We start from the raw sequence: 22,350 nt of genomic DNA, 5'->3' as shown, positions 1-22,350 counted from the left end.
ACTGCCCCCGCGGATCCGTCCGCGGGGGCAGTGGTGTCTCTGCGGGAGCCGGACGGTGCGCGGCCCGCCGCGCTAGAGAGCGATCGTGCTCTTGACCCGAATCTCGGTGCCCGCCTGGACGCGCTCGCCCACCGCCGGGTCGGTGCCGGTGGCCTTCGCGAGGCCGCGCAGCGGCCCCTCGGGCACGAGGCTCGTCGGCACGAATCCCGCCGCGGTGAGCGTGTCCATCGCCTCCTGGAGGCCGAGGCCCGAGACATCCGGGATCTCGAACAGCTCGGGGCCGAGCGACACCTGCAGGCCAACCGGATCGCCCGGTCGCACCGGGTCGGTCGACGTGGTGAGCGCGAGCACGCTGCCCTCTGCCACCTCGCTGCTGTGCGCCTCCGAGCCGAGCTCCGGGTCAACCGTGAGCCCGGCCTCGGTGAGGGCTGCGGTCGCGTCGTCCGCGGTCATGCCCGCAACGTTGGGGAGCGGGCCCGCCGAGACGATCAGGTTGATCGCCCCCTGCTCGGGATACTGCTCGCCCAGCTGCTCGCCCTCGGGGTCGAGCGCCGCGAGCACGGTCTCGGGGCCGGCCTCGTCGAATCGCGTGTCGGTCACCTCCCCAAACGTGAAGCCGGCCGCCGTGATCGCCGCCATCGCGTCGTCGAGCGACAGCCCCACGATCGTGGGGACGTCCTTCAGTGCGGGCCCCGTGGAGGAGCACAGTCGCACGGTCGAGCCGCGGTCGAGCCGCGATCCGCTCTTCGGCTCGGTCGCGGCCGCCTGTCCCACGGGGACGGTCAGGCTTGAGCACTCAAAGATATCGACCAGCAGATCCTGCCGCTCAAGCGCCGCCTGCGCGTCTGCAAGCTCAGTTCCGGCAACGTCGGGGACGGTCACCTGCGACCCTGGTCCCTGGCCAAACCACCAGCCCACGCCGCCGGCGAGCACCACGAGTACGACCAGGATGAGCGCCAGGACGCGGCCGCGCTTGGCGCGCCGACGGGTTGCGGCGGCGGCGCGGTCGAGCGCGGTCGCCGGGGTTTCGGGCTCCGCGACCGCCTGAGAATCGGTGTCAAACGGCGAGGCGGGCAGCACGGTCGTGCCACCGGCGAGCGCCTGGCGCTGCGCCTCGTCGAGCACGGTGGTGGACGGCGTTGGCGCCGCGCCCCCAAAATCGAGGACTCGGGTCGCGCCAATCGGTGCGGTCTGGCCCGACTGCATCGCGGTGAGATAGCCGAGCGCTTCCTCGGCGTCGCGCGGCCTGTCCTCTGGCTCGCGCTGCGTGGTCCAGCGCACGAACTGGTCGAGCTCCGGGGTCACCTCGTCGCTCTTCAGCGACGGCAGCGGTACCTCCGAGTGCGCGTGCTGATATGCGATCTGCATGGGCTGTTCGCCCGTGAACGGCTGCGTCCCGGTCAGCATCTCGTAGAACATGATGCCGAAGGCATAGACGTCGCTGCGGGCGTCGGCGACGCCGCGCGTCACGAGCTCGGGGGAGAGGTACGCGATCGTTCCGAGCAGCGCCTGGCCCGTGGTGGTGTTCGCGCTCACCGCGCGGGCGAGGCCGAAGTCGCCGAGCTTGATCCGGCCGTCGTCCGCGAGCATCACGTTTTCGGGCTTGAGGTCCCGGTGCACAATGTCCGCGCGGTGCGCCGCCGCAAGCCCCGAGAGCACTGCCTCGCTGATCTCAAGCGTCTGCTCGGTCGTGAGGCGCTTCTGCTGCTTGAGCAGATCGCGCAGCGTGATGCTCGGCAGGTACTCCATCACGAGGTAGGTGCGCCCCGCGTCGTGCCCCTGATCGAACACGTTCACCAGGTTTGGATGCGCCAGCCGGGCCGCGCTCCGCGCCTCCTGCTCAAAGCGGCGCGTGAAGTTCTCGTCCTCCGCAAGGTGCTCGTGCATCACCTTCACCGCGACGCGGCGCTCCAGGCGCAGGTCGGTCGCGAGGTACACGGTCGCCATACCGCCGCGGGCGATTCGCGATCGGATCGCGTAGCGCTCGTCGAGCGTGTGCCCGATCAACGGGTCGGTTGGCGCAGATGTCACAACGAAAGTCTACGGAAGTTTGGAGCGCAACCTCCGACGCGCGCCGCATACTCGCGGATTGCGCTTCGGCCCGCACGCTGGCACAGTTAAGGTGTGGCCGAGAACATCGCACGTGACGCGTCCTATTACACAATCCCCGAGCTGGTGGAGCTGTTTGCCCTCACCCCGGGCAAGATCCGCCGCCTCATCGAGGACCATCAGCTCGCTGCGGTGCGCGTTGACGGGGTGCTGTGTGTCCCCACCGAGTTCGTCCAGGACGACCACCCGCTGCCCCCGCTGCGCGGCACGCTGCTCGTGCTGCTCGACGCCGGGTTCTCCGACGACGAGGCCGTTGAGTGGCTGATGACGGAGAACGAGGAGCTCGGGGAGCGCCCCATTGACTCCCTCCTCGCCGGGCGGAAGAGCGCGGTGCGCCGGGCCACGCAGGCCCTCGCCTTCTAGTCCCCTGGGCGTGCGCCGCTGGTAGGCGCGGCCCCGCTCGTGGGCGCGGCCCCGCTCGTGTCGTGCGCGCGCCGTCGCGTGCCCAAGTGGGCACGGTAAAGCGGGCGCGGCCCGCTAGTGCGTGCGCCGGGCTGCCCGCTCGGCGAGCTCGGTGAGCTGCGCAGCCGCGTCCCCGCGAATCGGGGCGCCGGTGAGCGCGTCAGTCGCGCGCTCGATATTCCGGGAGATCATCTCCTCGACGCGCTCGACCGCCCCGCTCTCGCGGATCGTGCGCTGCAGGATCGCCACCTGCTCCGCGTCGAGCTCGGTGCCGAGCAGGTCGTCGAAAATGCGACGCTGCGTCACCGGAAGATTCTCGCGGGCGAGCGCGACGAGCACGGTCCGCTTGCCCTCGATCAGGTCGTCGCCGATCGGCTTGCCCGTGAGTTCTTCGTCGCCAAACACGCCGAGCTGGTCGTCGCGCAGCTGGAAGGCAACCCCCACTGGGAGGCCGAAGTCGGCGAGCGCTGACTCGAGCTCCGCGCTCGCGCCGGCGAGGGCGGCCCCAATGAGGATGGGGGCCTCGACGCTGTATTTCGCCGACTTGAACACCAGTACGCGGGTGGAGCGCTCAAGCTGTTCGGCGTGCCCGGCAAACTCGGGCTGCTGCTCCTCCAGCACGTCGAGGTACTGGCCCACGGCGACCTCGCTGCGCATCCGGTTGAAGTGTTCCCGTGCGCGCCGCGCGGCGTCCCGATCCGGCGTCGCGTCGCAGGCGGCCTGCATGAGTTCGTCGGCCCAGGACTGCAGCAGATCGCCGAGCAGGATCGCGCCGGCCAAGCCAAAGTGATCCGCGCTGCCGCGCCAGCCGTGCTGCCGGTGCATCGCGCCGAAGAGGCGGTGCACGGAGGGGCGGCCTCGCCGGGTGTCTGAGCGGTCGATCACGTCGTCGTGGATCAGCGCGGCGGCGTGGAAGAACTCGAGGGCGCACGCCGCATCGAGCACGCGAGAGAGCTCGCCCGTCACGTCGCCCGCCGTGTCAAGCTCACGCGCCGCACGGAATCCGAGCACCGCGAACTGCGCGCGGAAGCGCTTGCCGCCCGTGAGGAAACCGAGCGCCTCGTCAAGCAGCGGCAGCGCATCGGGTCCCAGCGCCGTGAGTTCCTCCCGGTGTCGGGCGAGCGTATCGCTGATCCGCTCCTGAATGAGGCCTGCGAGTCGCATCGTTTCTTGCACACAACTAGCCTAGTCGCAGGTGCGAGACGTAGACTGTACTCCATAGATCGTTTGAGTGTCGGGAGGACCGTCATGGCGCTGTCAGAACACGAGCAGCGGCTGCTTGACGAGATGGAACGTGGTTTCTATCAGAGCGAAGCCGATGTGATGCAGACGGGCTCCGTGGTGCGCCGTCGAGTCAACTACAGGTCGCTGGTGCTGGGAATCATTGTGGTGATCGTCGGCATTGGCGCGCTCATCGGAGGCGTTGCCGCGCAGCTGCTGTGGCTCGGCCTGATTGGCTTCGCAGTGATGATCGGGGGCGTGACGCTCATGCTGTCGCGCAGTTCCGACGCGGTCACCGTCGACGATGTCTTGAATGGCGGCAAGTCCCCGCGCGGCGGGGCTGCGCGCGAGTCGCTGAGCGAGCGCGCCGAGCGCCGCTGGGACGAGCGCATGGAGGGCGAGCGCTAGCCCGCACGCACGCAACACGGCTGTCGAAGGGCCGCGGATCGTGAGATCCGCGGCCCTTTTGCGTGCCCGGGCCGCGCCTCCTGCTCGCGGGGTGGGGTCGCTCTGCGCTGACCGCGCCGTCTATCGCGGAGTGGGGTGGCCCTGCTCTGACCGCGCCCTCTGCTCGCGGGGTGGGGGGCACCCAGCGCTGACTACGCCGCCTATCGCAGGGGGCCTGCGCTGCCCACGCCGTCTACCGCAGGGCCACGAGTGGAGCCTTTCCCCGCGAGTGTGCGGCTTCGCTGCGGGTGTGAAGCCGCACGTTCGTGGCGGAGCCGCACGCTCGCGGGTGTGGGTGTGGGTGTGGTTGTGGGGCGTGGGCGTGGGGGGTGGTGGCGCTGGGTCGCGGCGGCAAGTGCTTGCTGCGCCGGTGCCTGCGCGACTGCGCCTGCTGCGTCCGCCACCCGCGCCCGCCCCGCCGCCCGGCGCCCGCCCCCTCCCGGCGCCGCGCCGGTGTGGGGCCGCCCTGCTGGCCCGAGGATGACGAGTGGAGCCCTCCTTCACGAGTGTGCGGCTTCGCTGCGGGTGTGCAGCCGCACGCTCGTGGCGGAGCCGCACGCTCGTGGGCTGGGCTGGGCTGGGCTGGGGCGGGTGGGGTGGGGTGCGTGGGTGAGGAGCGCGGGCGGGGAGGGGTGGGGTGCTGGGCGGCGGCGGTGCGGGCCCGCAGCGCGCGCCGCGCCCACGTGACTCCACTTTCCTCCACGAAATGCGCGAGAAAGCCGAGTTCGGGCCAGATCGCCGCGATCTGCCGCGCGTGGGCCGCTCCAGGGCCCGAAAATCGCCCGGCGCTCTTCGCCCAAAACCCGCGCTATATCAACACGCCAGCGCCGTCGGGGAATAAAGTGGAGCGGAAACCCGGCTCGGTGGAGGAAAGTGGAGTAGTCTGGGCGTAAGTCGATCCATGTGGAGGGAGGAACCAATGTTCCTGGGAACCTTCACGCCCAAGCTCGACGACAAGGGACGGCTCATCCTTCCCGCAAAATTTCGCGACGCGCTCTCCGACGGGCTCGTCATCACCCGAGGCCAGGAGCACTGCCTCTACGTCTTCAGCGAGCAGGAGTTCACCGCCATGCACGAGCGCATCAGCCAAGCGCCGATGACCTCGAAGCACGCGCGCGATTACCTCCGCGTGTTCCTCTCCGGCGCACACCCTGAGACGCCAGACAAGCAGCACCGCGTCACGATCCCGCAGGGGCTGCGCGAGTACGCCGGCCTCGACCGCGACCTCGCCGTGATCGGCACGGGTTCGCGCGCCGAGATCTGGGACGCAACCGCCTGGGAGACCTACCTGCGCGAGCAGGAAGCCGCATTCTCTGAGACCGATGGGGAGGTGATTCCGGGCATGTTCTAGCCCGGACGTCACGATGACTGAAGACACACGCAACCCCAGCGACCTGCACGTGCCGGTGCTGCTCGACCGCTGCCTTGAACTGCTCGCCCCCGCGGCGAGCCGCGAGGGCGCGGTTGTGGTCGACGCGACGCTCGGCATGGGCGGGCACAGCGCCGCGCTGCTCGACGCGCACCCGGGACTGACGCTCATCGGGCTCGACCGCGACACGGAGGCGCTCGCGCTCGCCGGGAAGCGCCTCGCGCGCTTCGGCGACCGCGCGATCCGCGTCCACGCCGTGTACGACGAGATCGCTGACGCCGTGCGCGGTGCGGGCTTTGACCGGATCGACGGCGTGCTGTTCGACCTGGGCGTGTCCTCGCTGCAGCTCGACGAAGCCGACCGGGGCTTTGCGTACGCGCAGGACGCCCCGCTCGACATGCGCATGGACCAGAGCCGCGGCGAGACCGCCGCGGAGGTGCTGCAGACCGCGCCGGAGGGGCGCCTGCGGGCAATCTTCGAACGCTACGGCGAGGAGCCGCTGGCCGGCCGCTACGCGCGAGCGATCATCGCGGCCCGCGCCGAAGCTCCGATCGAGCGCAGCGGTCAGCTGGTTGACGTGCTGCAGCAGGCGACGCCCGCCGCGGTTCGCGACCAGCGCCACCCGGCGAAGCGCGTCTTCCAGGCCCTGCGGATCGAGGTGAACGGCGAGCTGTCGGTGCTCGAACGCGCGATCCCCGCGGCGCTCGACCTGCTCAACCTGGGCGGCCGCGCCGTGATCATGTCGTACCAGTCGCTGGAGGATCGGCTCGTGAAGCGCGAGCTGACCCGCCGCAGCCGCTCGACCGCGCCGGCAGGGCTGCCGGTCGAGCTCCCCGAACACCGCCCCGAGTTCCGCCTGCTCACGCGCGGCGCAGAGCTCGCGGGAGACGACGAGCGCGCCCGCAACCCGCGGGCCATCCCGGTGCGGCTGCGCGCCGCTGAACGAGCAAGGGAAGTGTGATGAACAACACGGTCCCGGTCGACTTCGACCTCGCCGCGCTTGTCGCGAACCCGGCGAACCCGGGTGATCCGGCGCGCCAGGGCGATCCGGCGTCCCCGTCTGAGCGGCACCTGCGCATCGCGCCGGAGGCCCCCGACGCCGCCCGGCGCGCTGGCCTGAGCCCGCTGCTCGGCTCGCTCGTCGCGGTCGGCGTGATCCTCGTGATCCTCGCCGTGCAGCTCGGGCTGAGCATCGCGATTTCGCAGGGCGCATACGAGGCGCGCGCGCTTGAGGTGGAGCAGCGCGACCTCGGCCGCGTGGAGCGGGTGCTGTCGCAGAACGTCGACAAGCTCGCCTCGCCCCAAAACCTCGCTGAGAACGCGGCGGCCCTGGGCATGGTGCAGAACACGCGGCCCGCGACGCTTCGGCTGAGCGACGGCGCGGTGCTTGGCGCGCTCGATTCTGAGACCTCGGAGGCGCGCGGCAACCTGGTGGCGAACGCGACCCTCGGCGACATGCCGGTTGTTGACGCCGCGGGTCTGCTGGTACCTCGCGCCGGACAGGCCGCGAGCACTCAGGCTGCGGAGACTGCCGCGCCGGTACGGTTGAAGGGCAAGCTGCCGGCCCCGAACACCCACTAGCCGGCCGGGTCGGACGGGAGAAACTGCATGCGGAATCAGCGCTCCGGGTGGCTGCGTCGAATCATCGCGCTCGGCATCGTCGTGGTCGCCGCCGCCGCGTTCACGGTCCGTCTGATCGACGTGCAGGTGGTCTCGGCGGCCGCGTTGAATGAGGACGCGAAAGACAAGCGGGCGGTGCCCGTGGCGATCCCGAGCCTCCGCGGCGACATCGTCGACCGCAACGGCGAGGTGCTCGCCACCACCGACGAGCGGTACGACGTGCAGCTGTCGCCGAAGAACACGAAGCTGAACGGCGGAAAGTTCTGGCGGACCGACCCCGAGCGCGGCGGCGCCGCAACGGTTGAGGTGACCGCGAGGCAGGCGTTCTCGGAGATCGCTGAGATCACTGGGCAGAGCGCGGCAGAGATTCAGAAGATCGTCGACGACGCGCTCGAAATCAATCCGAAGTCAGACTTCGCGTACGTGAAGCGGTCGATCGATCTGCCCGCGTTGAACGCCCTGAAGGATCTCGGGATTCCCTGGCTCACCTTCGAGCCGCACCACACGCGCACGTACCCGAACGGGGCGGTGGCCGGCAACATCATCGGTTTCTCGGGGTTTGAGGACGTGCCGCAGTCGGGCGTCGAACTGTCGCAGGACGAGTGCCTCACCGGCGTCGACGGCTCCGAGACCTACGAGCGCAGCGCGGACGGCGTGGCGCTCCCGGGCAGTGTGGTCGTTGAGCGCAAGGTTGAGGACGGCGGGACCGTTGAGCTGACACTCGACCGCGACCTGCAGTGGGAGGCCCAGCAGACGATCAACGCGCAGGTGCAGGAGACCGCAGCGGCGTACGGCTACATCGTCATCATGAACGTGAAGACGGGCGAGCTGGTCGCCGTCGCGGAGGACGGCTCGGTCGATCCAAACGACGTGGACGCCTCGGACCCGCTGAAGCGAGAGGCGCGCGCCTTCGTGTCGCCCTACGAGCCGGGGTCGACGTTCAAGGCGATCACCGCGGCCGCGCTGATTGAGGAGGGGGCAGCGACGCCGCTGACCCAGAACCTCACCCCCGACTATCTTGAGCCGGAGCCGAACGTGCGCTTCGGGGATGCATTCCCGCACCCGCCGATGCAGTGGACGCTCACGGGCATCCTCACGCAGTCGTCGAACGTGGGAACCGCGACGCTCGGCAACGTGCTCAGCCCAGAGGTGCGCTACGATTACCTGCGCAAGTTTGGCATCGGCGAATCGACACAGGCCGGCCTGGCGCTGGAGGACGCGGGGAGCCTGATCCCCGTCGAGGACTGGGACCGGCAGACCTCGTACAACACCATGTTCGGGCAGGGCCTCTCGTCGACGATCGTGCAGACCGCGGGCGTGTACCAGGCGCTCGCGAACGGCGGGGTGCGCGTTCCCCCGAGCGTGGTGCGCGGCTGCGCCAACGCCGACGGCACCGAAGATCTGCTTGACCACGGCGACGAGGTGCGCGCGGTCTCCGAGGACACTGCCGCACAGATGATGCAGATGCTCGAGACGGTGACCACCGAGGGCTGGTTCAAGGACGTGATCTCGATCCCGGGCTACCGGATCGCCGGAAAGACGGGCACGGCGGAGCAGGCCGACGGCCAGGGCGGCTACCGCACCGACTTCGTGCACTCGTTCGCGGGGATCTTCCCGGCCGACGACCCGCAGTTTGTCGCGGTAACATCGATTGCGTTCCCTACGGCGGGGGATGGGAGCATGGCCGCGCTGACGAGTTTCCGCGAGGCGGCCGAGGCGACCATCCGGACGTTCCATATCCCGCCGTCCACCGGAGAGTTTGAACCTCTCCCCACGGAGTATTAAAGACACGCCCGCAGGAGGCACACCCACGTGAGTACCGGAGATGCGTTGAGCATTCGCCCGCAGACCCCCAACCAGATCCAGCTCAGCGAGCTCGCCGAGCGCTTTGGACTGGCGGTGGCTGGACCGGGCGACGGCCACGCGGCCGACACCGCAGTGACCGGGGTCTCGCTCGACTCGCGCGACGTGCGCCCCGGCGACCTCTACGTGGGGATGCCCGGCGCGAAGCGGCACGGGGCCGCGTTTGCCGCCCAGGCGGTGGCCCTCGGCGCGCGCGCGATCCTCACGGACGCCGCGGGCGCCGAGCTGGTGGCTGAGGCCGGCGTCTCGATCCCCGTGCTCGTCTCGGCGCAGCACCCGCGCGAGCTGCTGGGCGACGTGTCGGCGGCCGTGTACGGCACGGGCGACTACGACGCGAAGGTGTTCGGGGTCACCGGCACGAACGGCAAGACGAGCGTGGTCTACCTGCTCGCCGAGCTGTTGCGCGCCGCCGGGATCACCACCGGGCTGAGCTCCACCGCCGAGCGGCGGGTGAGCGACGAGGTGATCCCCTCAAACCTCACGAGCCCCGAGGCGTCCGAGCTCCATGGGCTCCTCGCCCGCATGCGCGAGCGCAGCGTCGAGGCCGTGGCGATCGAGGTCTCCGCGCAGGCGGTCGTGCGGCACCGTCTCGACGGCGTGCACTTCGACGTGGTGGCGTTCAACAACTTCTCGCAGGACCACCTCGACGAGTTTGGGGACCTCGAGTCATACTTCGCCGCAAAGCTGGCACTGTTCACGCCGGAGCGCGCCGCGCGCGGCGTGGTGGTCGTCGATTCCCCGTACGGCCAGCGCGTTGCGCGCGAGTCGCAGATCCCCGTGACCCGGCTCGCGACCGCCTACGGGCAGCAGGCGGAATGGCACCTCGCGGTCACCTCGCAGACGCTCGACGGCGTCTCGTTCGTGCTGCAGGGCCCCGAGGGCGCGCACTTCCGTGGCAGCGTGCCCGTGTTCGGGAGCTTCATGGCCGAGAACGCCGCGCTCGCGCTGATCATGATGCACGAGGCGGGGATCCCGCTTGAGCGGGTGGCCGCCGGCCTCGACCGCGGCCGGATCCCGGCCTATATCCCCGGCCGGCTCGAGGAAATGACGCAGCCCGGCTCCACCGGCCCGCGCTTCTTCGTCGACTACGGCCACACGGCCGGTGCGTTCGAGGCGATGCTCGATGCGCTCGGCGAGGTTGCGCCCGGCAAGATCATTTTCATGTTCGGCGCCGACGGCGACCGGGACACCACCAAGCGCGAGGAGATGGGCCGCGTTGCTGCCGTCGGCGCCGACACCGTGATCATCTGCGATTATCACCCGCGGTCTGAGCCACCCGAGGCGATTCGCGCGCAGCTGCTCGACGGCGCTCGCGGCGCGAACCACGCCACGGTGATCGAGGAGGGCGATCCGCGCCGTGCCGTGAGGCTCGCCATTTCGCTCGCTGAACCGGGGGACGTTATTCTGTATGCCGGTCCCGGACACGAGGACCACCAGGAAGTCGCCGGGCAGTTCATTCCCTACTCGGCGCGTGATGAGGTCCGCGGCGCGCTCCGCGAGGCAGGATTGCTTTCGTGATTGAACTGACGCTCGCAGAGATTGCTGCCGCCACCGGCGGGCAGCTCGTGCCAGGCACGAGCGGTGCCGCACCGACGGATCGCGTTCGCGGCGAATCCCAGACCGACTCCCGCGAGGTGGGGCCCGGCCAGATCTTCTTCGCTCGGCGCGGAGAAGAGACCGACGGTCACCGCTTTGTGCCGCAGGCGATTGCGGCGGGGGCGGCGCTCGTCGTCGCCGAGCGCGAGACCGACGACCGCGTGCCGCAGATCATCGTTGCTGACACGACGGAGGCGCTGGGCGCGCTCGCGACCGAGGTGGTGCGCCGGGTGCGCGCCGCGGGCGGACTGAAGATCGTCGGGATCACCGGGTCAAACGGGAAGACGACGACGAAGAATCTGGTTGCCGCGATGGCGGAGCGGGTGGGGCCAACGGTCGCCTCCGCGAAGTCGTTCAACAACGAGGTCGGCGGCCCGCTGACGATGCTGCGCGTCGAGGAGGACACCCGCACGCTCGTGGCCGAGATGGGCGCGAGCGCCGAGGGCGAGATCGCCCGCCTCACCGCAATGGCGCCGCCGCACATCGGCGTGGTCCTCACGGTGGGGCTCGCCCACGCGGGCGAGTTCGGCGGGATCGAGACCACCTTCCGCACGAAGAGCGAGATGGTGCGCGACCTGCCAGAGTCGGCGGTCGCGGTGCTGAACCGCGACGACGCGTATGTGTCGCGCATGGGCGAGCTCACGAGCGCCCGCGTGCGCTGGTTCGGTCGACACCCCGAGGCAGACGTGCGCGCGAGCGACATCGACTCGGACGCGTCCGGCACCCGATTCACGCTGCACGCCGACGGGGAATCGCTGCCCGTCGTCTTCCGCGTGCTCGGTGAGCACCACGTGACCAACGCCCTCGCCGCAGCGGCGGTGGGGCTCGAGCTCGGGCTGCCGCTCGCCGACGTGGTTGCGGCGCTTGAGGGCGCGACGCGCGCCGCGCGGTGGCGCATGGAGGTCATGGGCGGTCGCGACGGCATCACGATCATCAACGACGCCTACAACGCGAGCCCCGACTCGATGAGCGCCGGCCTTCGCACCCTCGCGCAGATCGCCAAGCCCGAGGGGCGCTCGGTCGCGGTGCTCGGCGCGATGAGCGAGCTGGGCGAGTACTCGATCGAGGAACACCTGCGGATCGGGCTGCAGGCGGTGCGGCTGCGGATCTCGGAGCTCGTGGTCGTCGGTATTGAGGCACGAAACCTCCACATCAGCGCGATCAACGAGGGCTCCTGGGACGGGGAGAGCGTCTTCTTCGAAGAGCAGGACGCCGCGTTCGAGTACCTGCAGCGCACGCTGCAGCCGAACGATACCGTGCTCGTGAAATCATCAAACGCCGCGGGGCTGCGCTTCCTCGGCGACCGTCTGGGGGAAACCTTCGCATGATCGCGCTTCTGATCGCCGGCGGCTTCTCGCTGCTCTACTCGTTGCTCCTCACACCGCTCTTTGTGCGCGCCTTTAATCGGCTGCGCTGGGGTCAGCCGATCCGCGTTGACGGCCCGAAAGAGCACGAGGTCAAGCGCGGCACCCCCACAATGGGCGGGTTGATCTTCCTTTCGGGCTCTGTGATCGCGTATTTCGTGGGCAAGCTGGTGATGGGGGAGACTCCCACGCCGTCGGCGCTGCTCGTGATCCTCATGGCGGTCGGTGCCGGCCTCGTCGGGTTCATCGACGATTTCATGAAGACCCGGCAGCAGAAGTCCGCCGGGCTGGGGGGCTGGGCGAAGATCGCCGGGCAGATCATCATCGCGGTGTCCTTCGCGCTGCTCGGGCTGCAGTTTGCCAACGAGGCCGGGTTTACGCCGGTGTCCACCCACATCTCGGTGTTCCGCGACCTGCCGTTTGATTTCATGGTGCTCGGCCCGATCGCCGGGATCATTCTGTTCATCATCTGGGTCATGGTGATCGTGACCGCGACCACGAACGCCGTGAACGTGACCGACGGCCTCGACGGCCTGGCCGCCGGTGCCTCGATCTTCGCGTTCGGCGCGTACCTGATCATCGGGTTCTGGCAGTCGGCGCAGGCGTGCGTGGCGACCGGCAACGAGGCCGGCTGCTACGAGGTGCGCGATCCAATGGACCTCGCCGTGATTGCCGCGGCGTTCCTCGGCGGGCTCGCCGGCTTCCTGTGGTGGAACACGAACCCCGCGCAGGTGTTCATGGGCGACACCGGGTCGATGGGCATCGGCGGCGCGATCGCCGCGCTCGCGATCCTCACGCACACCGAGATCCTGCTGCTGCTCATCGGCGGCCTCTTCATCATCGAGACCGGCTCAGTGATCCTGCAGCGCATCTATTTCAAGGTCACCAAGGGCAAACGGATCTTCCTCATGAGCCCCATCCACCACCACTTCGAGCTCAAGGGCTGGGCTGAGGTGACGGTGGTGGTGCGCTTCTGGATCATCGCCGGACTCTTCGTGGTCGCCGGTGTGGGGGCCTTCTACGGTGAATGGTTGCTCCAGCAATGACGCACCAGCCTGAGCGGAATCAGTCCGCGCCGGATCGGACCGAGCAGGTCCGTGCGGCGGCGGAGCCGGCAGAAACGACCGAGAACCGAACGGGGGATGGCGTGTCCGACGCGAACATCTACGCGAGCATGGTTGCCGAGCGCGTGAGCGCGCTCACGAGCTGGCACCACGACTGGTCCCGGCTGCGGGTCGCCGTGCTGGGGCTCGGGGTGACCGGATTCTCGGTGGCCGACACGCTCGTCGAGCTGGGTGCGCGCGTGCGCGTGATCCACGGCGCACCCGACCCCGAGCGCGAGCGGTTGCTCGACGTGATCGGTTCGGAGCGCTTCTGCGACGAGGCCGATGCTGCGCAGCTCGCAGACCTCGAGGCGTTCGACCCCGAGCTGGTCGTGGTGTCGCCCGGCTACCGCCCGGATCACCCGCTCACCACCTGGGCTGCCGCGCACGGCGTGACCGTCTGGGGTGACATCGAGCTCGGCTGGCGACTGCGCGACAAGACGGAGCGCGTCGCCGACTGGATCTGCATCACGGGGACCAACGGCAAGACCACGACCACGCAGCTGACCGCGCACATGCTCGCCGCGGGCGGGCTGCGGGTCACCCCGGCCGGCAACATCGGCACGCCGATCCTCGACGCGCTTCGCGATCCGCAGGGCTACGACGTGATCGTGGTGGAGTTGTCAAGCTTCCAGCTTGAGCGGCTCGGCGAGATCTCGCCGTTCGCGAGCGCGTGCCTCAACTTCGCCGACGACCACCTCGACTGGCACGGCGGCGCGGACGCGTACTGGGCCGCGAAGGCGAAGGTCTACGCGGGCACGCAGGTCGCGTGTGTCTACAACCGCGCCGACCCCGCCACGGAGCGGATGGTCGAGGAGGCCGACGTGGTGGAGGGCGCCCGGGCGATCAGCTTCGGCCTCGACACCCCGCCCCCGAGCGGCTTCGGGATCGTCGAGGGCATCCTCGTCGATCGCGGCTTCCACGTGGGGCGCCGCGCGGAGGCGTACGAGCTCGTGACGGTCGCGGAGCTCGCTGAGCGCGACCTCGCCGCGCCGCACATGGTGCAGAACGTGCTTGCTGCTGCGGCGCTCGCGCGCTCGCGCGGCGTCGAGCCCGCCGATATCGCCACCGCAATTGTCAGCTTTGTCCCGGACCCGCACCGCACGCAGCGGCTGGGCGAGCACGCCGGCCTCGTGTGGATCGACGATTCGAAGGCCACGAACGCGCACGCGGCCGACGCCTCGCTCCGCGCACTGCAAGACGTGGTGTGGATTGTCGGCGGCCTGCTCAAGGGCGTCGACATTGACGAACTCGTGAGCACGCACGCCCACCGCCTGCGCGGAGCGGTGGTGATCGGCGTGGACCGGGCCCCCGTGCTTGCCGCGCTGCGCCGGCACCTGGGGGAGCGCCCCGTCACCGAGATCGATGCGCCGAGCGAGATCATGGTCGCCGCGGTCGCCGCAGCCGCCGCGATCGCGCAGCCCGGCGATACCGTGCTGCTGTCTCCGGCCGCCGCGTCGATGGACCAGTTCGACAGCTACGCTGACCGCGGGCGGCGCTTCCAGGCCGCCGTGCACGAGCTGGTGTAGCTCGGATGGCTCAGGAGCAGGCGGGGGCCCGGACGGGCGCGGCGGGACAGTCGCGGATCAGCCTGGGCGCACTGCTGCGCCCCGGCACCGACCGCACGGTGATCGCGCTCTACGCGATCACGCTCCTCCTCGTGGGCTTCGGCCTCATCATGGTGCTGTCATCGTCGTCGATCACCTCGTACCTGAACGACCAGGGCTTCTTCGGAGGCTTCTGGCGCCAGACCATGTACGCGGTGATCGGGCTGCCGATCATGCTGCTCGCCGCGGCGCTCCCGATTCAGTTCTGGAAGAAGTGGGCCTGGTGGCTGCTCGGCCTCGGCATCCTGATGCAGCTCCTCGTGTTCACCCCGCTCGGGATCGAGGTGTACGGTAACCGCAACTGGATTCAGATCGGCAGCTTCAGCGCCCAGCCGTCCGAGGCGCTCAAGCTCGCGCTCGTGGTCTGGGTGGGCACCGTGCTGCTGCGCAAGGAACCGCTGCTCGGCGAGATGAAGCACGAGATCATTCCAGTGATCGTCCCGGGCGCGATCATCGCGCTCGGCGTCGTGCTGCTCGGCCGCGACCTCGGCACCGTGCTGATCATGGCCGCGATGGTGTTCGGCGCGATGTACTTTGGCGGGGTGAGCGGCAAGAGCCTGGCGGTGATCGCCGTGGGCGGCCTGCTTGCCGTGGTGTTCTTCGTCGTCACGAGCCAAAACCGTCTTGATCGATTGTTCGGGCACGCCAGCGGCAACGAGGACTACAGCGGGCTCGGGTGGCAGCCGCTGCACGGCTTGTGGGCCCTCGCGGGCGGCGGGCTCTTTGGCGTTGGCCTCGGCGGCTCAAAAGCGAAGTGGTCGTGGCTCCCGGCCGCCGACAACGACTACATCTTCGCGATCATCGGCGAGGAACTCGGGCTCATTGGCGCGCTGCTCGTGATCGGGCTCTTCATTGCCCTCACCGTGGTGATGCTGCGCGTGATCACTCGCGCACGCGATCGGTTTGGCAAGGCGGTGGTGGGCGGCATCCTCGTGTGGATCGTGGGCCAGGCATTCGTCAACATCGGGGTGGTGATTGGGATCTTCCCCGTGCTCGGTGTCCCGCTCCCGCTGATCAGTGCAGGAGGTACGGCGTTGATCGCCTGTCTTGCGGCGATCGGCGTGGTCATCTCAATCGCGCGTGACGGCGCGCAGTATCAGGCCGAGCTCGCGGCAGCGGGCGCCGGCTCACCCGGAAGGAACTCGAGGACTCGATGACCCGCTACCTACTCGCGGGCGGCGGCACCGCCGGCCACGTGAACCCGCTGCTCGCGCTCGCGGACCTGATCCGCGCCTCCGAGGCCGACGCTGAAATCGTGGTGCTGGGCACCCGGGAGGGCCTCGAGGCGCGGCTCGTGCCAGAGCGCGGGTACGAGCTCGCCTTCATTGAGCGCCTCCCGTTCCCGCGCCGCCCAAATCTGGCCGCGCTCAAGTTCCCGGCCCGCTACGCGCGCGCCGTTCGCGAGGTGCGCGAGCTGATCCGCACGCGCTCGATCGACGTGGTCGTCGGCTTCGGCGGCTACGCCTCGGCGCCTGCCTACCGCGCCGGCGCCAAGGAGGGGATCCCCGTCGTGGTGCACGAGGCGAACGCCCGGCCCGGCATGGCGAACACGCTCGGCGCGCGCAGCACCCCCTACGTCGCCGTGACGTTTGCGGGCACGCCGATTCGCAACGCCCGCGTGACGGGAATGCCGCTGCGCCCCGAGATCACGAGCCTCGACCGGGCGGCGACCCGGGTCTCGGCGCGCGAGCACTTCGGACTCGACCCGGAGCGGCGCACGCTGCTGGTCACCGGCGGTTCCCTCGGGGCTCGCGCGATCAACCGGGGGATCTCCGGCTCCGCGCGGGAGATCGTCGACGCCGGGGTGCAGGTGCTGCACGTGTGGGGTGGGCTCACCGAGGTTGAGGACCCGGGCGTGCCCGGGTATCACGTGTTCACCTACTGCGATCGGATGGACCTCGCGTTCGCTGCGTGCGACCTCGCGGTATCGCGCGCCGGATCCACCACGGTGAGCGAGCTCGCCGGGCTCGGCGTGCCCGCGGTGTTCGTGCCGTACGCGGTGGGCAATGGCGAGCAGCGCTTCAACGCCGCCGGTGTGGTCGAGGCGGGCGGTGCGTTGCTCGTTGAAGACAGCGAGCTGACGCCCGAGTGGGTGCGCGGCACGCTGCTGCCGCTCCTCGCCGACGACGCACGCCTCGCGGACATGTCCCGGCGCGCCAGCAGCGCCGGCACGCTCGACGGCACCGAGCGCCTGCTCGACCTCGTCCGCGAGGCGCTCGCGGCTCGCGCGGCAGCGTGACCGCCCCGCCCGTCGCCCGGGTGCCCGTCCGCCTCTGGGTGATCCTCGCCGCGATGGTGCTCGCGCAGGCGGCGACCACCGTGGTCGCCGCGGCGCCGGCGTTCCTGATTCCCTATTTTCACGAGCAGCAGGGCCTGTCGCTCGCCACTGCCGGGCTGCTCGCCGGTGCGCCGAACCTCGGGCTCGTGCTTGCGCTCGTCGCCTGGGGCGCCGCGACCGACCGCTACGGCGAACGCCGCGTGATCCTGATCGGGCTCGCGCTCACCGCCGCGACCGTTGCCGCGGCAATGCTCGTCGACGGGCTTCTCGCGCTCGGAATCGCGCTGATTGCGTGCGGTGCGGCCTCCGCGTGCACGAACAGCGCGAGTGGGCGGCTGATCACCGGGTGGTTCCCGCCCGAGCGCCGGGGGCTCGCGATGGGGATCCGGCAGACCTGCCAGCCGCTCGGCATGGCGATCGCCGCCATCGGCGTGCCTGCCCTGGCCGTGGCAGGCGGCGTGCCGCTCGCGCTCGCGCTCGGCGGCGCGCTTGTCCTCGTGAGCCTCGGGTTCTGCGCCGCCGTGGTGCGCGATCCGGCGCGGCCGATCCGAAGCTCCACGGTGCCGCTTGGGAACCCGTACCGCGGCTCGGGCGTGCTCGCGCGCATCCACCTCGTCTCCGTGCTGCTCGTGGTGCCGCAGTTCGCTCTTTCAACGTTCGGGCTCGTGTGGTTTACGGTGGGCTTCGGCTGGGACCCGCTCGCGGCCGGCGCGCTCGTTGCTGCCGCCCAGTTCGCGGGCGCGGCGGGTCGTATCGCGGTGGGCGTGTGGAGCGACCGAGCGATGTCCAGGCTCCGCCCACTGCGGTTGGTCGCCATTGCCGGGGTCGGAGTGCTGCTGCTCGCCGCCGCGTTCGGCTGGGCCGATCTGAGTGTTCCCGCGGCGGTCGCCTACCTGCTCGCGACGTGCGTGAGCGTGGCGGACAACGGGCTCGCGTTCACCGCGGTCGCGGAGATCGCCGGGCCCGGGTGGGCCGGGCGGGCGCTCGGCGTGCAGAACACTGGGCAGTTTCTCGCCGCGGCGGCCGTGGGGCCCGCAATTGGCGCGCTGATCGGGCTCGTGGGGATCCCCGCCGCGATCGCGGTGACCGCCCTGGCCCCGGCGATCGCGGTCCCGCTCGTGCCGCAGGCGAGCGAGCGCGGGCGCGCCGAGAACTGACCGGGGGCGCGCGCGGTACGCTTGAGACGCGACCCGAGTTGCGGGCCGAGCCGAGCCACTAGGAGTGCACATGATCTATCCCGATCTCGAACTTGAGATCCCCGCCGACCTCGGCCGAGTGCACTTCGTCGGCATTGGCGGGTCCGGGATGAGCGGGATTGCGCGCATGATGCACCAGGCGGGCGTACCCGTCACCGGCTCTGACCGCAGCGCCAACTACTCGACCGTGGCGCTCGAGGAGCTCGGCATTCCCGTCGCGATCGGGCACGACGCCGCGAACGTTGGCGACGCCGACACGCTCGTCGTCACCGGCGCGCTGTGGCAAGACAACCCCGAGTACCAGCGCGCGCTCGCGGCGGGGCTGCCCGTGCTGCACCGCTCGCAGGCCCTCGCCTGGCTGGCGCGCGGCAAGCGCGTGGTCTCCGTGGCCGGCGCACACGGCAAGACCACCTCGACCGGCATGATCGTCACCGGGCTGCTCGGCCTCGGCGCTGATCCGTCGTTCGTGAACGGCGGCATCATCGAGTCGCTCGGCGTCAGTTCGGGGGCCGGCTCCGACGAGCTCTTCGTGATCGAGGCCGACGAGTCGGACAAGTCGTTCCTGCTCTACGACACCGCGGTCGCACTCATCACGAACGTTGACCCCGAACACCTTGACTTCTACGGCTCGCGCGAGGCATTCATGCAGGCGTTCGTCGACTTCGCCCGCGGCGCCCGCGAGCTCGTCGTGATCTCTGCCGACGACCCCGGCGCGCTTGAGGTGCTCTCGGCCCTGCGCGCCGACACCGATGCCGCTGCGGCCGCCATCCGCACCTTCGGTGAGGCAGCCGACGCCGACGTGCGCATTGTCTCGATCGACGATTCCGGGCCCGTGCGCTTCACCGTGGAGGTCGACGGCGAGCAGCACACGGCGCAGCTCCGGGTGTTCGGGCGCCACAACGCGGTCAACGCCGTGGGCGCGCTCGCGTCGCTCACCGGCCTCGGATTCCCGGCCGGGCCGGCGCTTGCCGCGATTGCCGAGTTCGGCGGCACCAAGCGCCGCTTCGAGTTTCACGCCGAGGTGGGTGGGGTGCGCGTCTACGACGACTACGCGCACCACCCCACCGAGGTCGCCGCGCTGCTCGACTCGGCGCGCGCCGTGGTGGGCGAGGGGCGGCTCGTTGCGATTCACCAGCCGCACCTCTACAGCCGCACGAGCATGTTCCATCGCGAGTTCGCGGAGGTGCTTGAGCAGGGCGCCGACTACACCGTGGTGCTCGCCGTCGACGGCGCACGCGAGGACCCGGTCCCCGAGGTGACGGGCGCGCTCGTCTCGAACGACTTCACCGATCAGGACCGCGTTGCCTACGTTGACGACTGGCAGCGCGCGGCGGAGCACCTCGCCGAGATCGCCCGGCCCGGCGACGTGATGGTGACGATGAGCTGCGGCACCGTGTACCGGATCATCCCCCAGGTTGTCGACGCGCTGCGCGACCGCTTCGAGGCCACGGGGAAGTGAAACGGCCGAGCGGGTTCGACCGGGCGCCCGAGCGCCCGGAATCGGACGCGCCCGTTCCGCGCGCTTCGGAGTGGGACGCACCCGATTCCGCGCCCGGGAGCGAGGAAGCGGCGGCGCCGCGGCCCGGACTGTTTGACCGCCTGCGCACGCGCACCGCGCGCGAGGCGGCCGCGGCGGGGCGCGATTCCGCGCCCGACGTCGACGCGGTCGCCGAGAGCGCAGTCGCCGAGCGCGCGGCTGACCCGGGTCTCGGCCCCGACGAGAGTTTGGCTCAGAACCAGAACCAGAACCAGAGTCAGGATCACGATTCGGATCAAGGCCGGGCAGCCGGAGTGGTCGACGCGGCGGAGGCGATCGCGCCCACGATAGACCTCTCCTCGGTGCGGCGTTCCCGCGCCGCGGACGACTCGCTCGACAGTGAGCGCGCCGGCGACGGCTCCGGCTCCTCCGACGCGCGCTCGGTGGTTGCCCGCTGGCGCGAGGCGCGGGACGCGCGGGAGGCTGACCCGGTGCGGGCGGCCGAGCGGAATCTGCGCGCGGCGGGCAAGCAGCGCAAGGCGCGGTTTCGCCGCGAACGGCACCGGTTCACCGCTGCCGCGCGCCGTCGCAGGCGCACCTGGCTGATCGTGCTCAGCGCCGTTGCCGCGCTCGCGCTCTTCGTGGCGGTCGGCGCGTTCACACCGCTCATGGCGGTGCGCGAGGTCACCATCGTCGGCGCGTCCGCCGTGAACGAGGACGACGTGGCGCAGGCGCTCGCCCGCTTCGAGGGCGTCCCGCTCGCGCTCGTTGACGACGGCGACGTGCACCGGGCGCTCGAACCGTTTGCCCTGATCCAGCGCTACGCGGTGGAGCGCACGCCGCCGCACACGATGACCGTGCGCATCGAGGAGCGCGTGCCGGTCGTGTCGCTGCCCGCGGCCAGCGGCGTCGAGCTGTTTGACGCCGCCGGAGTGCTGCTCGGTGCGGCCGAGACGGCCCCGGTGGGGGTGCCGATCGGGGAGGGGGCACTCACCGACCGGAGCTCGGCCGCCTTCCGCTCGGCAACGCGCGCGCTGCGGGACATGCCCGCTGAGCTGCGCGCGCAGATCGTGTCGGTGACGGCGTCGAGCGGCCAGGACGTGACGTTCGTGCTGACCACCGGTGTGGCGGTGCTCTGGGGCGACGCGGAGCAGACGCGGCGCAAGGCGACCGTGCTCTCGGCGATGCTCGCCTCACTGGGGGACCGTCCGATCGAGCAGATCGACGTCTCCTCGTCTGAGGCCCCGGTCTTCAGTTAGCGCGGCGCTCCGGCCCGGCGGCGCTCCGGCCCGGGTCGCTCCCGGCGGCACCGCCACGCCGCAGCCGCGGCGTGGCGGTGCCGCGCTGCCGAGGTTTGCGGCGTGTCTGCGGCAGCGCGGCACGCGCTGCCCGTAGCGTGGACCTCAGAAACGTATTCAGCAATACTAACTTTGAACTTCAGGTAGAGGTTGAGGGTTACGGGCGGAGGATCCAGGTGTCAGGGAACCAGAACTACCTCGCGGTAATCAAGGTCGTCGGTGTCGGGGGCGGCGGTGTCAACGCGGTCAACCGCATGATCGAGCTCGGCCTCCGCGGCGTCGAATTCATCGCCGTCAACACCGACGCGCAGGCGCTGCTGCTGAGCGACGCCGACGTGAAGCTCGATGTTGGGCGTGAACTGACCCGAGGGCTCGGCGCTGGAGCCGACCCCGAGGTGGGGCGCCGCGCCGCGGAGGATCACGCAGAGGAGATCGAGGAAGCGCTCACGGGCGCCGACATGGTCTTCGTGACCGCGGGCGAGGGCGGCGGAACCGGCACCGGCGCCGCACCCGTCGTGGCGCGCATCGCCAAGTCGATCGGCGCCCTGACGATCGGAGTGGTCACCCGCCCGTTCAGCTTCGAGGGCAAGCGCCGCGCGGCTCAGGCCGACTCCGGCGTGAGCACGCTCCGCGAGGCAGTCGACACCCTGATCGTTGTCCCGAACGATCGCCTCCTTGACATTAGCGAGCCCGGAATCAGCATGATCGAGGCATTCGCCGCGGCCGACCAGGTGCTCCTCGCCGGGGTATCGGGGATTACGGACCTCATCACCACCCCCGGCCTCATCAACCTCGACTTCGCCGACGTGAAGTCCGTGATGCAGGGCGCGGGAGCCGCGCTGATGGGCATTGGCTCAGCGCGCGGCGCGGACCGCGCCATCAAGGCTGCCGAGCTTGCCGTAGCCTCCCCGCTGCTCGAAGCGTCCGTCGAGGGGGCGCACGGCGTGCTGCTCTCGATCCAGGGCTCATCGAACCTCGCGCTGAGCGAGATCTACGAGGCGTCCACCCTCGTGCAGGACGTGGTGCACCCCGAGGCGAACATTATCTTCGGTACCGTCATCGATGACACGCTTGGTGACGAGGTGCGGGTCACCGTGATCGCTGCGGGCTTCGACGACGACCAGGTCGCCCCGCTCCCCACGACCGAGCGCGGCCGCCGCGGCAGCCACGTTGAGAGCCTCGACCAGGTTCCGGGGGCGCGAGCCACCACCTCGACCACCGAGGCCACGGGCCTGGGGTTCCCAGGATTCAACGCCGCGGGGGAGAAGGCCTCCGAGGCTGCGCCCGCGACGGGCCAGTTCGGTGAGGTCCTCTCGAACCCGCCGGTTGAGGCGCAGCTGAAGGACCCCGCGTTCGACGGCGACGACGACGATCTCGACATCCCAGAGTTCCTGAAGTAG

18 protein-coding genes are annotated in these 22,350 nt (G+C 70.3%); 16 read left to right on the top strand and 2 right to left on the bottom strand.

Features of this window, described 5'->3' with window-relative positions; genetic code table 11:
- Window positions 1-72: 72 nt before the first annotated feature.
- Window positions 73-2,031: a Stk1 family PASTA domain-containing Ser/Thr kinase gene (pknB, locus tag EV139_RS14650; RefSeq protein WP_241989069.1), complete on the bottom strand. Its 1,959-nt coding sequence runs from the start codon at window positions 2,029-2,031 to the stop codon at window positions 73-75.
- A 93-nt stretch (window positions 2,032-2,124) separates the two neighbouring features.
- Here pknB and EV139_RS14645 point away from each other — a divergent pair, with 93 nt between their 5' ends.
- The gene (locus EV139_RS14645; RefSeq protein WP_130455374.1) at window positions 2,125-2,472 is read left to right on the top strand and encodes an Rv2175c family DNA-binding protein; all 348 of its coding nucleotides are present in this window, start codon (window positions 2,125-2,127) and stop codon (window positions 2,470-2,472) included.
- 114 nt (window positions 2,473-2,586) lie between these two features.
- Here the strand turns inward: EV139_RS14645 and EV139_RS14640 are convergent, their stop codons facing one another.
- Entirely contained in the window at window positions 2,587-3,687 is a 1,101-nt protein-coding gene (locus tag EV139_RS14640) for a polyprenyl synthetase family protein (RefSeq protein WP_130455372.1), read from the bottom strand.
- A gap of 72 nt (window positions 3,688-3,759) precedes the next feature.
- Between EV139_RS14640 and EV139_RS14635 the strand changes: the two genes are divergently transcribed.
- The 15 genes from EV139_RS14635 (at window position 3,760) to ftsZ (ending at window position 22,350) form a co-directional block, all read left to right on the top strand.
- Window positions 3,760-4,140 (top strand): DUF3040 domain-containing protein, encoded by a 381-nt coding sequence (locus EV139_RS14635; RefSeq protein ID WP_130455370.1) that lies wholly within the window; start codon window positions 3,760-3,762, stop codon window positions 4,138-4,140.
- 958 nt (window positions 4,141-5,098) lie between these two features.
- A complete protein-coding gene (gene mraZ, locus EV139_RS14630) occupies window positions 5,099-5,530 on the top strand; it encodes a division/cell wall cluster transcriptional repressor MraZ (RefSeq protein WP_130455368.1) in 432 nt (143 codons plus the stop codon).
- Between the two features lie 13 nt (window positions 5,531-5,543).
- Window positions 5,544-6,509, top strand: a complete 966-nt coding sequence (gene rsmH / locus EV139_RS14625) for a 16S rRNA (cytosine(1402)-N(4))-methyltransferase RsmH (RefSeq protein WP_130455366.1) — start codon at window positions 5,544-5,546, stop codon at window positions 6,507-6,509.
- A complete protein-coding gene (gene ftsL / locus EV139_RS14620; RefSeq protein WP_130455364.1) occupies window positions 6,509-7,129 on the top strand; it encodes a cell division protein FtsL in 621 nt (206 codons plus the stop codon). Before rsmH ends, ftsL begins: the two co-directional genes overlap by 1 nt.
- Window positions 7,130-7,156: 27 nt before the next feature.
- Window positions 7,157-8,953 carry a peptidoglycan D,D-transpeptidase FtsI family protein gene (locus tag EV139_RS14615; RefSeq protein WP_130455362.1) on the top strand — a complete coding sequence of 599 codons (1,797 nt, stop codon included), beginning with the start codon at window positions 7,157-7,159 and terminating at the stop codon, window positions 8,951-8,953.
- Window positions 8,954-8,980: 27 nt separating this feature from the next.
- Window positions 8,981-10,549, top strand: coding sequence for a Mur ligase family protein (locus EV139_RS14610; protein WP_130455360.1), 1,569 nt, complete (start codon window positions 8,981-8,983; stop codon window positions 10,547-10,549).
- Window positions 10,546-11,955 carry a UDP-N-acetylmuramoyl-tripeptide--D-alanyl-D-alanine ligase gene (locus EV139_RS14605; RefSeq protein ID WP_130455358.1) on the top strand — a complete coding sequence of 470 codons (1,410 nt, stop codon included), beginning with the start codon at window positions 10,546-10,548 and terminating at the stop codon, window positions 11,953-11,955. Before EV139_RS14610 ends, EV139_RS14605 begins: the two co-directional genes overlap by 4 nt.
- Entirely contained in the window at window positions 11,952-13,037 is a 1,086-nt protein-coding gene (mraY, locus tag EV139_RS14600) for a phospho-N-acetylmuramoyl-pentapeptide-transferase (protein WP_130455356.1), read from the top strand. Before EV139_RS14605 ends, mraY begins: the two co-directional genes overlap by 4 nt.
- 128 nt (window positions 13,038-13,165) lie before the next feature.
- Window positions 13,166-14,623, top strand: coding sequence for a UDP-N-acetylmuramoyl-L-alanine--D-glutamate ligase (murD, locus tag EV139_RS14595; RefSeq protein WP_130455470.1), 1,458 nt, complete (start codon window positions 13,166-13,168; stop codon window positions 14,621-14,623).
- 5 nt (window positions 14,624-14,628) lie between these two features.
- Complete coding sequence (locus EV139_RS14590; RefSeq protein WP_130455354.1) at window positions 14,629-15,858, top strand: FtsW/RodA/SpoVE family cell cycle protein; 1,230 nt, start codon at window positions 14,629-14,631, stop codon at window positions 15,856-15,858.
- Window positions 15,855-16,940 carry a UDP-N-acetylglucosamine--N-acetylmuramyl-(pentapeptide) pyrophosphoryl-undecaprenol N-acetylglucosamine transferase gene (locus tag EV139_RS14585; RefSeq protein WP_130455352.1) on the top strand — a complete coding sequence of 362 codons (1,086 nt, stop codon included), beginning with the start codon at window positions 15,855-15,857 and terminating at the stop codon, window positions 16,938-16,940. Before EV139_RS14590 ends, EV139_RS14585 begins: the two co-directional genes overlap by 4 nt.
- Entirely contained in the window at window positions 16,937-18,136 is a 1,200-nt protein-coding gene (locus EV139_RS14580) for an MFS transporter (protein WP_241989068.1), read from the top strand. The genes EV139_RS14585 and EV139_RS14580 overlap by 4 nt, the downstream gene beginning before the upstream one ends.
- A gap of 70 nt (window positions 18,137-18,206) precedes the next feature.
- Window positions 18,207-19,634, top strand: a complete 1,428-nt coding sequence (gene murC / locus EV139_RS14575) for a UDP-N-acetylmuramate--L-alanine ligase (RefSeq protein ID WP_130455350.1) — start codon at window positions 18,207-18,209, stop codon at window positions 19,632-19,634.
- Window positions 19,631-20,911, top strand: coding sequence for a cell division protein FtsQ/DivIB (locus tag EV139_RS14570; protein WP_130455348.1), 1,281 nt, complete (start codon window positions 19,631-19,633; stop codon window positions 20,909-20,911). The genes murC and EV139_RS14570 overlap by 4 nt, the downstream gene beginning before the upstream one ends.
- A gap of 215 nt (window positions 20,912-21,126) precedes the next feature.
- Window positions 21,127-22,350, top strand: coding sequence for a cell division protein FtsZ (gene ftsZ, locus EV139_RS14565; RefSeq protein WP_130455346.1), 1,224 nt, complete (start codon window positions 21,127-21,129; stop codon window positions 22,348-22,350).

This window comes from Leucobacter luti (genome assembly GCF_004217175.1).
Taxonomy (GTDB): Bacteria; Actinomycetota; Actinomycetes; order Actinomycetales; family Microbacteriaceae; genus Leucobacter; species Leucobacter luti.
This window is presented reverse-complemented; position numbering and strand designations above follow the sequence as displayed.

Coding starts and splice junctions, on each gene's coding strand:
- EV139_RS14635 (WP_130455370.1), top strand. CDS start 3,760: ATGGCGCTGTCAGAACACGAGCAGCGGCTGCTTGACGAGATGGAACGT.
- mraZ (WP_130455368.1), top strand. CDS start 5,099: ATGTTCCTGGGAACCTTCACGCCCAAGCTCGACGACAAGGGACGGCTC.
- rsmH (WP_130455366.1), top strand. CDS start 5,544: ATGACTGAAGACACACGCAACCCCAGCGACCTGCACGTGCCGGTGCTG.
- ftsL (WP_130455364.1), top strand. CDS start 6,509: ATGAACAACACGGTCCCGGTCGACTTCGACCTCGCCGCGCTTGTCGCG.
- EV139_RS14615 (WP_130455362.1), top strand. CDS start 7,157: ATGCGGAATCAGCGCTCCGGGTGGCTGCGTCGAATCATCGCGCTCGGC.
- mraY (WP_130455356.1), top strand. CDS start 11,952: ATGATCGCGCTTCTGATCGCCGGCGGCTTCTCGCTGCTCTACTCGTTG.
- murD (WP_130455470.1), top strand. CDS start 13,166: ATGGTTGCCGAGCGCGTGAGCGCGCTCACGAGCTGGCACCACGACTGG.
- EV139_RS14590 (WP_130455354.1), top strand. CDS start 14,629: ATGGCTCAGGAGCAGGCGGGGGCCCGGACGGGCGCGGCGGGACAGTCG.
- EV139_RS14585 (WP_130455352.1), top strand. CDS start 15,855: ATGACCCGCTACCTACTCGCGGGCGGCGGCACCGCCGGCCACGTGAAC.
- murC (WP_130455350.1), top strand. CDS start 18,207: ATGATCTATCCCGATCTCGAACTTGAGATCCCCGCCGACCTCGGCCGA.